Genomic DNA, 13,840 nt, shown 5'->3' on the forward strand with positions numbered 1-13,840 from the left:
ACAGCGGGCCGAGCCGCTTCCATCGACTACGAGCACACTACCTTCGGGAATAGATTCTAGCGCTTGTTCCACCAGCACATTATCCTCGAGCACCCGCACCGTTTCAATCGGACCGAAAAACGCCCTTCGCGCTCCATAGTAACGAAAAGGAACGGTACAAAGAGTTAATTCACTTCCATAGGCATCATGTAAATCAGCTGTTTTGATCATAACAATCCACTCCTTTTTTTTATAAAAAAAGGCTGCATGACCTACACAAGTCATCCAGCCTTCACATGTTGAATATTATCGGACCCCTAGCGCCATTTTTGCATAACGGGACATTTTATCCCGCGACCATGGCGGGTTCCATACGATATTGACATTAACGTCCTTCACTTCCGGAAGCTCTGCCAATTCCTGTTTAATATTTGAAACGATTTGCGGCCCTAATGGACAGCCCATGGAAGTCAGCGTCATTGTGATCTCCGCTGTTCCCTCCTCATCCAAATTCACATCATAGACAAGGCCTAAATTGACGATATCGACGCCCAATTCAGGATCGATTACGTTTTCCAAGGCGCCGTAAAGGCTCCCTTTCATTTCTTCATCCATTCCGATTCTCCTCTCCGACCAGTAGTATTCCCATCATATCAAAGGTTCGGCTCGTCATTCAAATATCTTGCGAACCAGTCGCATGCTTCCAGCATGCCGCTTCTCGAAACAGCGTGTCCCGCGGACGGATCTGTCGTAAACGTAAAACGTTCTGGAGCAGAGGCATAATCCGCTTTTGCTGCATTGAAGAAATGATAGGTTGGCTCGTAAGGAACGACTGTATCCTTCTTGCCGTGCCAAAAATGAACCGGCCTGCCGTTTAACCGGTCGCGCTGCCGAGTGAGATCGAAAAATGCAAGCGTATCAAGCATTGATTTACGCTCTTCTGAAGAGATCGGTAGCTTAAATCCTCTCCGTTCGAATTCGGACATTTGTGCTTTTGCGAGTTCCACAAACCCTGGCGCTCCCATCATGACCGCAGCCACATCTATCCACTCATATACAGCAAGGCATCCAAGCGTTGTAATACCGCCCATGGACGTGCCGCCGACACCGATCCGCTCCACACCTCTTGCTGAAAGTTCTTCATGCAGGATTTTCATTTCTTCAATTGAAGTTAATACGATTTCCCAAAATCGCAAACTCAGTTGAACCTCATCCAATGGTTCACTGCGCACCCCATGTAAATGGGCTTCTGGCAATAAAACCTGAAAACCCTTTTTCGCCATATTAAAGGCATAGTGAAGATTATGCTCTTTCGCACTTGTAAAACCGTGCAGAAAAATGATTGCAGGCTTCTGCTGCCCCTCGTTTCCCTCTTCTTCAATATGTAATAAGGGGATGCCTCCCCACGCTTCTTCTTTGATTCTCATGCACAGCACCTTCTGACTTTTTATAAGAGCGTACCAAAGTTTTTCTAAAAAAACAAAAGGTAGCCACTCAAGACGGTTACTTTTGACTTGCTCTGGTAACTAAGGGTAGTATGAAGGAAATCATGTCCGCAAGTGTAAGGATTAAAATTGGGCAATAGGTGAAATACAGTAAGGTAGAAGAATTGTTCATTCGTAGGAGGAGTTGCATTGAAGCCGCATTTGATCGTACTAGATTTAGATGGAACATTATTAACCGATGAAAAGGTCATTTCTGAAAAAACCGCACATACATTGAAACAAGCAAGGGAACAAGGCCATCAAGTGATGATTGCAACCGGCAGACCGTACCGTGCCAGTGAAATTTATTACAAACAGCTAGATTTGATCACACCGATTGTCAATTTTAACGGCGCTTTCGTCCATCACCCGAAGGATGTAAAATGGAAGACGATCCATGAAACCATTTCCTTGCCTATCGTACGCGATGTGATCGATGCGATGCAGGATTTTGATATTCATAATATCATCGCGGAAGTAATGGATGATGTGTACTTGGAGAAACATGATGCCAAGCTGCTGGATATTCTCAGTTTCGGCGACCCAATCATTAAGGAAGGAGATATCCGAAAATCATTGAAGGATGACCCGACAAGTTTGCTTATCCAAGCAAACAGCAAAACAGTCGAGCCGATCCGCAAACATTTGGCGGAACTCCACGCAGAAGTCATTGATCACCGAAGATGGGGCGCTCCGTGGGATGTCATTGAAATCGTTCGCCATGGTTTGAATAAAGCAGTCGGTATTTCCCACGTTTCGAAATGGCTCGACATTCCTCGTGATCGGATCATTGCATTTGGTGATGAGGATAACGACTTGGAAATGATTGATTACGCAGGAGTCGGTGTCGCCATGGGCAATGGCATTGACCGCCTGAAATCCATCGCGAATGAAGTGACACTAACGAATAATGAAGACGGAATCGCTGAGTTTTTGAAGGATAGACTGCACCTGGCATAGAACTTAATACAGAGAAAAGAAGTACTAGCGAACGTACTATAGGGAGGAAATCGTATGCGAATTTTTGCTGATAGTGGCTGTGATTTGCCGAAATCTTATTTTGAGGAGAATAATGTCACACTCTTGCCTCTCCGTGTGCTCATTGATGATCAAGAGTATGATGATATTATCGAAATTGATTCCAAAGAAATTTATACCGCGATCCGCAGCGGAAAACACCCGAAGACATCCCAGGCATCCCCTGAACTGTTTCTCAACGCGTGGAAGGAACTGGCCGCTTCCGGTGAAGATGGCCTTTACATCGCTTTTTCGTCTGAGCTGTCCGGAACATATAATACAGGTGTCATGATGAAAGACCAAGTGAAAGAGACCAATCCAAGCATGAATCTTGTCGTCATTGATTCCCGATGCGCATCGCTCGGCTGTGGCCTTCTTGTGAAAGAGGCAGTCCGGCTGCGTGACAAAGGGGAGGACGTCCGGACGATCGAGCGAAAAATCCGTTCGATGGCTGCTCATATGGAGCACTTATTTACTGTGGAAGATTTGGACTACCTTGCAAAAGGCGGACGGGTATCCAAAGCAAGTGCCTTTATCGGCGGCTTATTGAACATTAAACCGTTGCTGCATGTTGAAAATGGACGGCTTGTGCCCCTTGAAAAGCACCGCGGTCGAAAGAAAGTGCTGAAACGGCTTACGGATCTCATGGCAGAACGCGGCGATCATTTATCGAAACAGACTATCGCCATCAGCCACGGGGATGATGAAGAAGCGGCGCTTCAAGTGAAGGCAGCTATTGAAGAACTCTTCCGCCCTGTCAAAGTCGAAGTCCACATGATTGGCTCAGCTATCGGTGCCCATGCTGGCCCGGGAACAATTGCCGTCTTTTTCTTGAATAAATTGAATGGATAAAAAAAAGAACGTCCCCACCTACGGAATCACTCCGTTACGAGGGCGTTCTTTTATTATTTTTGTTTCGCGTCTTCTCTCCGACGTTCTCTTCCCTTTTTAATGACTAGGAATAAGAAGCCAAGGAAAAGGACATATACGAGAATGGAAGCGATCAAATATGGTGTATTAAAGCCTTTATCTTCATCCGCAATATAGATTTCTTCTGTTTCACGGTCCAGCACGACACGGAAAAAGCCGTCGTCCGACTCTCGGATTAAATCGCTGTCGAGTATGCCTCGCAGCTTTTTATCTTTACCGAATGTTTCTGCAGGGATCGCCACATTCGCGGTCTTGTCCGTATTATTGATGGCAATTAACCATGTTTCATCTTCAGAAGAACGGGTGTATACGAGGAACCCGTTTTCGTTATGCAAAATCTTGAAATCTCCAGTGCGGAGTGCTTCGGATTGATCGCGCAAGCCGTTCAAATCGGCAATGCGATCTTTCAATTCCATATCCGTCTTAAAGTTCATCAACGGATGGCTTTCTGGCGCTTCTTTCCCGTTCACTGCGATTTCCGTTCCATATGGCATAATCGGCGTGCCCGGCATCGTGAACAGCGCTGTGGCAGCCAACTTCCAGCGAGTCGGCGGGAACATCCGCTTCTCCACGATATCATATGTGAAACGGGATCCAATCAAATCATCGAATTGAACAGGCTCATTATGCGGATTGTTCGAAAACTGGGACAGAACCGAAGTATCCGGATTCACTTCGATGAACGACTGGCGCAAAGCCTCCGTCCTCTCTGGATTCGGCTGCAAGTCAAACTCCGCATCACTCACTTCATGCGTTATGACATAGGCATCTGAATTTTTCTCTTTCACGGATTGGATGACGTCATTCAAATAATCTGTACTGAATCCTTCCAGCTTCGTCAGCCGGATGCCGTCCAATTTGTATGTAGATACAAAATCGATAACCGCTTGTTTCAATGCCTTTTGCACGGCAGGGTCCTGAGCATCCCAACGCACAACGCCTTCACCGGCTGGTGTTGACTTCAACTTGCCTTCTTTCACCCACACATGATTCTCACTCACTTCCCCTAACGGAAAATCAGCGATCACCTTTAACTTCTTTTTATGAATTTCAGCGACGAGGGCTTGAAGTTCTTCCTCTGTCCCAAAGTGGGGTTCGATTTTCCCGTAATCCAGCACCCGGCTTCCATCATACGTCTCCATCGAAAAAACAGGCCCGATCGACACAATGGTGAATCCCATATCTAAAATATGCTGCAAACGGGTGGCCACACCTTCAAAATCTCCCCCATTGAACGCATACGGATCGAGCGGGTTGACCCCTTCATCATTCGTTTGACTGGCATCATTATACCGGTCCACTAATAAATCATATATACTTTCATCCGCCATGGACCCTTTCGCCTGCACAGTTGCAGGCAATAGAAGAGCCAAGACCAAGGATGCAACTCCCAGCCTTCCGAACCATTGTTTTACTCTCACAAAAAAGCCTCCTCAACACGAGCTGTCTCTCGCCATTTTACCAAACCGTCCAACCGCCCGCCATCCTTTGAAATGAATATCGAAAATTCCAACTAGAAATGGGGCTAAATTGTGAAAAATGAAGCTTGTATAGCTGGATGATTGTATGTTTTATAGAGGAAGAGATGGTTTGGTACAGGTGAATGGTTGTATTTCTGGATGAGTGCTCGTATCCTCCCGCCAACCGCTCGTATATCGAAATGAGTGCTCTTATCCTCTTGCGGACTGCTCGTAAATCGAAATGAGTGCTCGTATCCACCTGCGAACCGCTCGTATATCGAAATGAGTGCTCGTATCCTCTTGCGGACTGCTCGTAAATCGAAATGAGTGCTCGTATCCACCTGCGAACCGCTCGTATATCGAAATGAGTGCTCGTATACTACTGCGAACCGCTCGTATATCGAAATGAGTGCTCATATCCTCCCACTAACCGCTCGTATCTTATTCCGGTCATCTCCCCCTCCCCATAAATCAACACGAAAAAACCGGAAATCAAATTGATTTCCGGTTTTCGCATAGCAGGCTCATCCCTTATTCATCATCAAATTGCGAGTCGCGCCGCCGTCTGTATGTGATAACGACTGATATGGCGAAGAGGGCCATGAGCAAAAGGATGACAGCGAAGAAAAGCATTCCTGATCCGATGGCCATCCTGATCCCCTCTTTCTCGTTTCATGTTAAACAGAATTTGATGTTTTTAGAAAAGTTCCCAGCCCATTGGCAATTTGAAGCCCATGAACATAGTGGCAAATAGGAAGACGAAGAACAATACCCAGAAGAGTGTAACGCTCTTGCCTTTTTCTGAACGGACTAAGACCATTTCCATCATGCCGATTGTCAGAAGTCCGAGAAGGAACTTGATGCCGTATTGGGCACCCATTCCGTAGTTCATTGATTTCGTGAACAACATGACGCCTGAGAATAAAATAAGCACGTAAAACAATCTTGCAATCATATGGGTAATTTTCTTACCCTTTGTACCATTCGCCAGCACTGCCGCCACTAGGAAGACAATAATGCCGACTACCCACGTGAAAATATGAAAATGGGTTGTGTTTGATAAAAAATCCAAATTAATTCACCTCAACTATAGTCAATCTCCAATTATCCTATCATAGATGGGACAATTCTTGATAGAAAATGGACTTAGACGAACCGATTGACGAGAGTCCCGATACCTTCGATTGAGATTTTCACGACATCGCCACGTTTTAGGAATGCTGGCGGGTTCATCCCTTTACCGACTCCTGCAGGCGTTCCTGTCAAGATGACATCACCCGGCTCCAGTGTGACAAACTTGGAGATTTCCGAAATGAGTTCGTCGATTTTGAAAATCATATCGGATGTATTGCCGTTCTGGCGCACTTCGTCGTTCACTTTTGTTGCGACAGTTAAGTGCTGTGCGTTCGGAATTTCATCTTTCGTCACAATATACGGTCCCATCGGACATGAGCCATCCAAGCTTTTGCCAAGGAAGAACTGTTTGTGGGCGGTTTGGATATCACGCGCCGTGATATCATTTGCAATCGTATAGCCGAAGACGTAATCATAAGCGAGCTGCTTTTGAATATTCCGGCCCTTTTTGCCGATCACGATTGCCAATTCACCTTCATAATCTAGCTGATCTGTCACGTCGTCATGTATTGCCAAGTCTTGTTCGTCCGCGGCAATTGAAGTTGGCGATTTTGTGAAAATCATTAATTTTTCTGGTGGTGCATCCGTACCCATTTCCGCCACGTGATCTGCATAGTTTTTCCCTACGCATAATACGTTTTTCGGCGTTCTTGGAATCGGAGACAGCCATTCGATCGCAGTAAAGTCATGTTTGAACCGTTCTGGCGCTTCCTCTTTCCCTGCCTGCTCAACCAGTTTGCGGACCTTTTCGACGAAGTCCATACCGAGCGCAATCCCATCGATAATCGTCTTTGGAAAGTCGGTTTCCCCAAATGACTCGGCGATTGCCAAGACATCCCATACTGCTTCTTCCTTCTTCACTTTTGGACCAAACTTAACTTTTCCATCATGTTGGAACGATAACAATTTCATTGTGTATGCCCATCCTTCCGTCGTATGTCAAAACTATTTTCCGCAAATAAAAGATTGTTTTTGCTTCCTGACAATCTCTTAGATTCATTTCTACAATGCTTGCACATTTCCTTCTTTTTTCGGCAAATTTTTTCCGTACGTCCCTTTTCTCCAAATCCACTCGAATGGACCCATTCGGAATTTCATTAACCACAACTCCGCAAAGATGACCTGAATAACAAAAATCCCGACCGCCATCCAAGTTCCCGTTGCAAGGTCAACTTTTCCGTACAATCCGAACCCATAACTGTTGAACAGCAGCGTGGCAATAATGGATTGAGTCAGATAGGTCGTAAGCGACATTCTGCCGGCCTTAGAAACCGGACGGAAAATAGTCCGGAACAGCGGGGCTTGGCAGAGGAGAAGGATGATACCCCCGTAACCGATGGCCAGCATTGGACCGCCAATCAATTTTTGAAGCATATCATAGTGAACCGTGGGTTTGTCGATGTATGGAATTGATTTAATTACAATGCCACCAACAAGCGCAATAACTGTCACAACGGCAATGCGCCCTTTCAACTCTGCAGCGCGTTCGAACAATTTCACTTTGGACAAGTAAGCGCCGAACATGATGAGCGGCAAGATCATAAACGGTGCAAGGAATACACTCGTTAAACCGAATGTCGCCCATTCTACCGCCCGGAACGCAAAGGCTTCCCAGTACGTGCCGTGGCCATAAGCGGTGATCGCCAACTCAATTTGCTGAATGTCCACATAGTCGTTCATCACCTGGTCGGGGCTAAGCTTGTTAAGCACATAAAGCCCACCTATTAGGATGATTGCCGGAATCAAATAAACGACTGCGGCTATTGGAACGAGCCATCGTTTTGGAATACGCACGGCTGCAATCATGATGAATCCCATTAGTGCATAAGTGAATAAAATATCACCTGACCAGATGAATAACGCATGAAGCAGGCCGAACAGCAGCAAGATGCCAAGTCGTTTTGCCATGACCGGAGCATATGGCTTTCCGGCAGCTTGTGCCTTCTCATATTGAAGATTCATTCCGTAGCCGAACATCATGGCGAAAATCGGGTAAAAACTTGCTTCTACAAAAATATTAATTATTTTAAACGTCTCTGCATCACCCGGTGTGCTGAACCAAGAATGAGGCTCCAAGTAAAAATAAGGGGAGTGGAACGTCAGCATATTCGCAATGAATATGCCGAGCAATGCAAATCCTCTCAACATATCCAGAGATTCGATCCGGTTGTTGAGCGTTGGTGTCAAATTCAATCTGATTCCTCCTGAACACGCAATGTCCTCTCGCTGTCAAATAAATAGAGGAGCATCTCTTTAATCTTAATTTTAGTAATCTCTTCGATCGCCTTTTTATACAGACTCACCTGTATGCCGTACCGTCTTTGCATTTCCTCAGAAAGCTCCGCATCCGAGTACCTGCCCCGCGTCCGATCGGTCTTGTAATCAAGCAGCACCCAGCCATCCGGCTCCTCAAAAAGACAATCGGCAATCCCTTGCAATATCTGATGATCACCGTCATCTCCATCGTGTGCGTACGTAAAAGGCAACTCTTTCAGAACTCGTTTCGCCTTTCGCAACCGATCAGCCAGTGGCGTTTCAAAAAAGCGGGTTACATTCCGGACATCCACTGCATTTGCTTCTTCAGGCGTGAGTAGCTGACGCTCCGCTAGCTCTGTCACAAGCCGTTCCACGTCTGCTACCGAATGATTTTTGTCTAAATCGATATGTTGCATGATCGTATGCATCGCGGTGCCGATTTCAGCCGCGGATAATGTGCGGGACTGCATGAAAGCAGGACGATCATGCAAATATGGAGTCGTCAGTTCATCGTCTCTTGTTGCAAACGGATCATCAAAATCCGGTTCATCATTCAATAGCGACAGCCGCTTCAACTCGCTGACCGTCTGCTTTGACCGTTTCTTCACAGAAGCCATATGAGGGTAGTTGAAATCAAAACGCCGTTTCACTTCCTGTACTAGCAATTCGTCTGAAGCTGTCTCCTGTAACTCCAAATTCTCAGATTCTTGCAGACTCTCCCCAAGCTCCTGCTGGAGATTCAACAAAGAAGATACCGGCAGTGCATTGATGTCCCAGACGGATGAATCCTCAACAAGCTGGCCTCCATACGAGACGCCCATCTTCTCAAAATCACGGTGCCTAGCAATGGCAGGTCCGATCCAGTCCAAATAACCGTTTGCACGGGAACGAACATATTCCGGCAGCATTTGACCGGGCGGGACCATCTGAGCGTCCTGCCACTGCCCGATTGATTTTTCCATATCCTTCACCGATGCAATCAATTCCAAATGCTCCTTCGCACGGGTCATCGCCACATATAAAATCCGCATCTCCTCTGCACGCATCTCAAGCTGCTTTTTCTCTTTCATTGCAAGGAACGGCAAGGATGTATAGGTGATTCGCAATTCCGGGTCAATCGCTTTAACGGCTAGTCCAAAGTGTTGGTCGAATAAATACGGCTCATTGAAATCCATTTTGTTAAATTGACGGCCCATCCCCGGCAGTAATACATACGGGAACTCCAGTCCCTTTGAAGCATGGATCGTCATAATCCGTACAACATCCTCTGTTTCGCTGACAAAACGGGCGGCGCCTAGATCATCTCCCCGCTTTTGCATCCGGTCGACAAACCGCAGGAAACGGAACAATCCACGGAAGGAAGTCTTCTCGTAATCGATGGCGCGGTCATGCAGTGCGCGCAAGTTCGCTTGGCGTTGTTTACCGTTCGGCATGGCACCGACCATTTCATAATAATGCGTGTCGGAATAGACCTGCCAGATCAGATCAGCTAATGAGCCGCGCCGGGCCAGGTTGCGCCAGTCCTCGTACATGATGAAGAACCGCTGCAACTTTTGCTGGGTCTCGGGTGCTATTCCTGCTCCCCCTTGATCAATGAATGTCCGAAGCGCATCATAAAATGGCACTTTTTTATGCGCAAGACGCACTTGGGCCAATTCACTTTCTGTCATGCCGATGAACGGCGCGCGAAGAACGGATGCCAGCGGGATATCCTGATAGGGATTATCGACGACCCGAAGCGTATTCAGCATGATCATTACTTCGATCGCCTCGAAATAGCCCTGCGATAATTCCGCATACACCGGGATGCCAGCGAGTTTAAATTCTTCTGCGATTTCGCCCGACCACGTCATTGACCGCATCAATATGACGATGTCCCGATATTCGAGCGGACGGCGTTTCTGGCTGAATGCATCGGTCACTTCCGCACTGGACGCCATCAGCTCTTGGATCCGCTTGATCATATAGCGTGCTTCAGCTTGAGAACTTTTCAAGCTCTGCCCTGTCAGGTCAGTCGCATCCTGCTCCTCACCCTCTTCCTCCCCATCGTAGAGCAAAGCGATACGGGCAGGCATCTCCTTATCAGGATAACGCGCACCGTACTTCAAAGCAGCCGCTTCGTCATATTCGATTTCCCCGACACGCTCGCCCATCACTTGGGAGAAGATGTAGTTTGTCGCATCCAGCACTTCCTTCCGGCTCCGGAAATTCGCGTTCAAGTCAATTTTCAGTCCTTGATTGCCATCTGTTGTTGTAAACCGATTGTATTTCCCAAGAAACAGATTCGGCTCAGCCAAACGGAAACGGTAGATCGACTGTTTTACGTCGCCAACCATGAAAAGGTTCCCATCTGATTCGCCGCCACGTTTCACGAGTTGAATGATGGCCTCCTGCAGCAAGTTCGTATCCTGGTATTCATCTACGAGCACTTCCGCGAAGCGGTTCAAATAATCAAGTGCAATATCGGAAGGCACGAGCTGGCCGTTTTCCTCCTTGGAGAGAATTTGCAGCGCATAATGTTCCAAATCGGAAAAGTCGACAAGTCCCCGGTCGATTTTCACGCGATGGTAGCGCTCGCCGAAGTCGATCACTAGTTCAATGAGCGTATGCATCATCGGAGCCATCAGGCGCATTTCATCAAGCAACCGTGCAGGAGTCCGGGTGAAATAAGATTCTTTCAAGCTGGTCACTAATTTTTTTACGGAGTCACGAAGCGCTTTCGCCCGTTTTGCCAATTCCTCATCACATGTATTCTTTCGGATTGTTCCGGCTTTCACCCATGTCAACGAAGCAAAGAATTCATACGTATCAACCCACGATCCTTCAGAAATTCGTCGAATCGCTTCCCGGATCCATAGTAAATCGGCTTCAGCAGTAGCCGCTAAAGGTTCTGGACCCTCGGGCATTAACGCTATTCTTCGCATGTCTTCCGTTAACGCAGCCGCTTCCTCGAGGGAATGCCGGATAGACAGCTTCAATGAATCAATGAAGCCGAGCTCATCTATCGTCGCATTTTCATCAATTTCATATTCTGCCGGGATCATCCGGAGCCACTGTTCTGGCGAAGGATGGACGCGTGAATAATCGTATAGCCGGTCAATGAGTGTTTCGATTGACTGGTCATTTCGGTCTGACGTGAAGCTGTCAGCAAGCCGGTACATCGGTTCTGGATTCTCGGCCTTGTAGGCATCCTCCAGCACGTCGCCAATTGTATCATCACGCAGCAGGGACGCTTCTGTGCTATCTGCGATTCGGAAGCCCGGGTCAATGTCGAGCAAATAGGCGTACTGGCGGACGACATTCAAGCAGAATGAATGGAGCGTAGAAATCTGCGCTTTATTCAATAAGCTGAGCTGCCGGCGCAAGTGAATGGATTCCGGCTGCTCGAGTATTGCTTCCTCCAGTGCTTCCGCCATCCGGTGCCTCATTTCTGCAGCGGCTGCATTTGTGAACGTCACGACAAGCAATTCATCGACATCAATTGGATGATCCTGATCGAGCACCTTTTCGATCATGCGGGTAATGAGCACCTTCGTCTTTCCGGAACCGGCCGCAGCAGAAACGAGCACATCCTTTCCAGTCGCCCAGATCGCTTTCCATTGATCATCTGTAAACGTCACATCATCCGGCTTAACGGGTATGTTCATCATCCATCACTTCCTTCCGCATTCTTTCGAGGGATTGCTCCGCATCTAAATTTTCATAGTTCCGGTACATGGAATCCGGGTCGGTCGGATCGAATTGGCACACGGCTCGATAGGAACAATATTCGCATGGCATCCGGTCTTTCAGCTTATACGGATAAACCCGCGTATCCCCGGCAAGCATACCGTCTCCCGCCATCTGATGACGCTTGCGGACATAGTTCCGGACAACATTCAAATCATCCGGTCCGAGCACCTTTGATGCCTTTGTAAAGCTCCCATCCGTCTTCAGCGCAGCCGGCACAATCGAAGACGACTTGCCGATGAGGTTGTCCATCCCACGCACAACCTCCGGATCTTCCAGCAAATAACCTCGCATCTTATACGATTTCAATAGTTCTTGTTCAATTAAATCCTCCGTCAGCTCCAGCTCTGTCTTGATCATCGGATTGTGGATATGCAAATAAAGGACACCTGCTGGATCCGCTTGAAAACCAATCCATTCGGCTGCATTCTCCACCGCCACATCCAAATACGTCAGCATCTGCAAGGATAGCCCGTAGTAGACATCAGTCAGATCCAAGTTTTTTGCCGATGATTTATAATCAACGACCCGGACATAGTTCTTTCCATCGATTTCAGTTGCATCGATCCGGTCAATCCGTCCGCTTAAATTCATCTTGTTGCCACGCCGCAGTGGGATTTCAAGCGGCGGCAACTTCTCGCCCGGTCCGAATGCCGCTTCGATTGCAACAGGACGGAACAAGCTTGTCGTCGCCTGCTTCGTCAAGGCAAAAATCGTCTTCTGTAAAATATGGGTAAGCTTCCGCCTGATATAGTGATAACGGCTCGTGGACAACAGGATTTGATTGAAAAAGCGCGGCGTAATTTCGTCCATCGCCGTTCTCGCCAATTGCCAGCATTGTTCTCTCGATAGGTCGGTCCAAGATTGTCCAGACCGAATCACCTCATCCGAAATCCACTTCAACGCCGCGTGAAATAAATCACCGATGGAAGGAGCCTCCAATTGGAATTCCATCCGATCATGCAACTCCAAGCCATACGATGCAAAGTGCTGGAACGGACAGCTGTAATACGATTCAACGCGGGAGACGCTGGACACGAACGACTGGCCATAAAGTCCTTCCGTCAGCTCCGGTGCCAGCCTGTCAGCCCGCTTCTGATTGTCTAGAGGTTTCATGATCACTTCAAGTACCGAAGACCAAAGAGGATCTTCGTCGTAATACGATTGGACGGCATGCCACTCGGGGTCCAGCGTTCCCGAATGTTCCGCTTCCTTTAATTTCATTGACAGATAAGACAAAGCGGCCCTTGGATGGCTCACATATTCCATTTGATCCATATCGGACAGCAATTCGGTCGGATCTGTAACAGCAAGCTTCTTTTCTATCCCAGGGAGCAGCTGCTCAATCCGGGGAATGTATAACGACGGAAGCAAGGATTTCCCTTCTTCGTCCGCGACCGGATAGGAAATGAAGAGGCGCTCCCTCGAAGCCGTGAACGCACGATACGCCATATACGCCTCGTCCATCAGCTTCATCTTTGCAGTCGGCGCAAGCTCCAAGCCATTTTTCGCGAACCATTCGCGGTCTGCATCGGAAAGCAGCCCTTCCGCATCGATCCTCTGTGGCAATACGCCATCATTCACTCCGATAACAAAGCCGACATCGATTTCCATCAAGCTGGCGAGCTCAATCGTCGTCACGGTCACTTGATCAAGTGACGGCGGAATCCGTGTGAACTCCAGTGTGTCGAATCCTTCATCAAGAATGCGGGCCGCTTCCTTCGGATCCAATTGTTGATCGCCGAACATGAGGACAAATTGATCCAGCACATTGATCCAGCTATCCCAAGCCTGCTCATGCTCCGTCGCCCCAAGCAATCTGCCAGCTCGTTCCTCTTCCATGCGAAGGTC

General features: G+C 47.7%; 11 protein-coding genes. 2 read left to right on the forward strand and 9 right to left on the reverse strand.

Annotated features, from left to right (window positions below; translation table 11 throughout):
- The 3 genes from NCCP2222_RS19900 to NCCP2222_RS19910 form a co-directional block, all read right to left on the reverse strand.
- On the reverse strand, positions 1-210 hold a 210-nt coding region (locus tag NCCP2222_RS19900; RefSeq protein WP_483882520.1), incomplete at its 3' end, for an RraA family protein.
- A gap of 75 nt (positions 211-285) precedes the next feature.
- Positions 286-594, reverse strand: coding sequence for a metal-sulfur cluster assembly factor (locus NCCP2222_RS19905; RefSeq protein WP_248514147.1), 309 nt, complete (start codon positions 592-594; stop codon positions 286-288).
- A 38-nt stretch (positions 595-632) separates the two neighbouring features.
- Positions 633-1,406: a prolyl oligopeptidase family serine peptidase gene (locus NCCP2222_RS19910; RefSeq protein ID WP_248514148.1), complete on the reverse strand. Its 774-nt coding sequence runs from the start codon at positions 1,404-1,406 to the stop codon at positions 633-635.
- 207 nt (positions 1,407-1,613) lie between these two features.
- Between NCCP2222_RS19910 and NCCP2222_RS19915 the strand changes: the two genes are divergently transcribed.
- Complete coding sequence (locus NCCP2222_RS19915; protein ID WP_248514149.1) at positions 1,614-2,423, forward strand: Cof-type HAD-IIB family hydrolase; 810 nt, start codon at positions 1,614-1,616, stop codon at positions 2,421-2,423.
- Positions 2,424-2,477: 54 nt separating this feature from the next.
- A complete protein-coding gene (locus tag NCCP2222_RS19920) occupies positions 2,478-3,332 on the forward strand; it encodes a DegV family protein (protein WP_248514150.1) in 855 nt (284 codons plus the stop codon).
- Positions 3,333-3,385: 53 nt separating this feature from the next.
- Here NCCP2222_RS19920 and NCCP2222_RS19925 read toward each other — a convergent pair whose 3' ends face one another.
- The 6 genes from NCCP2222_RS19925 to NCCP2222_RS19950 form a co-directional block, all read right to left on the reverse strand.
- Positions 3,386-4,831 carry an alpha-amylase family glycosyl hydrolase gene (locus tag NCCP2222_RS19925; protein WP_248514151.1) on the reverse strand — a complete coding sequence of 482 codons (1,446 nt, stop codon included), beginning with the start codon at positions 4,829-4,831 and terminating at the stop codon, positions 3,386-3,388.
- Positions 4,832-5,567: 736 nt separating this feature from the next.
- Positions 5,568-5,942: a YisL family protein gene (locus tag NCCP2222_RS19930; RefSeq protein WP_248514152.1), complete on the reverse strand. Its 375-nt coding sequence runs from the start codon at positions 5,940-5,942 to the stop codon at positions 5,568-5,570.
- Positions 5,943-6,016: 74 nt separating this feature from the next.
- Positions 6,017-6,916: a fumarylacetoacetate hydrolase family protein gene (locus NCCP2222_RS19935; RefSeq protein WP_248514153.1), complete on the reverse strand. Its 900-nt coding sequence runs from the start codon at positions 6,914-6,916 to the stop codon at positions 6,017-6,019.
- 90 nt (positions 6,917-7,006) lie between these two features.
- A complete protein-coding gene (locus NCCP2222_RS19940) occupies positions 7,007-8,197 on the reverse strand; it encodes a DUF418 domain-containing protein (protein WP_248514154.1) in 1,191 nt (396 codons plus the stop codon).
- On the reverse strand, positions 8,194-11,907 hold the full coding sequence (gene addA, locus NCCP2222_RS19945; RefSeq protein ID WP_248514155.1) for a helicase-exonuclease AddAB subunit AddA: 3,714 nt from the start codon (positions 11,905-11,907) through the stop codon (positions 8,194-8,196). The genes NCCP2222_RS19940 and addA overlap by 4 nt, the downstream gene beginning before the upstream one ends.
- Positions 11,891-13,840, reverse strand: a 1,950-nt coding sequence (locus NCCP2222_RS19950) for a PD-(D/E)XK nuclease family protein (protein WP_248514156.1), incomplete at its 5' end; no start/stop codon positions are given. The genes NCCP2222_RS19950 and addA, both read right to left, overlap by 17 nt.

Source organism: Sporosarcina sp. NCCP-2222 (assembly GCF_023168145.1).
Taxonomy (GTDB): domain Bacteria; phylum Bacillota; class Bacilli; order Bacillales_A; family Planococcaceae; genus Sporosarcina.

Bases quoted from the DNA above. Each gene is read 5' to 3' on its own strand.
- NCCP2222_RS19905 (WP_248514147.1), bottom strand. From the start codon at position 594: ATGGATGAAGAAATGAAAGGGAGCCTTTACGGCGCCTTGGAAAACGTA.
- NCCP2222_RS19910 (WP_248514148.1), bottom strand. From the start codon at position 1,406: ATGAGAATCAAAGAAGAAGCGTGGGGAGGCATCCCCTTATTACATATT.
- NCCP2222_RS19920 (WP_248514150.1), top strand. From the start codon at position 2,478: ATGCGAATTTTTGCTGATAGTGGCTGTGATTTGCCGAAATCTTATTTT.
- NCCP2222_RS19935 (WP_248514153.1), bottom strand. From the start codon at position 6,916: ATGAAATTGTTATCGTTCCAACATGATGGAAAAGTTAAGTTTGGTCCA.
- addA (WP_248514155.1), bottom strand. From the start codon at position 11,907: ATGAACATACCCGTTAAGCCGGATGATGTGACGTTTACAGATGATCAA.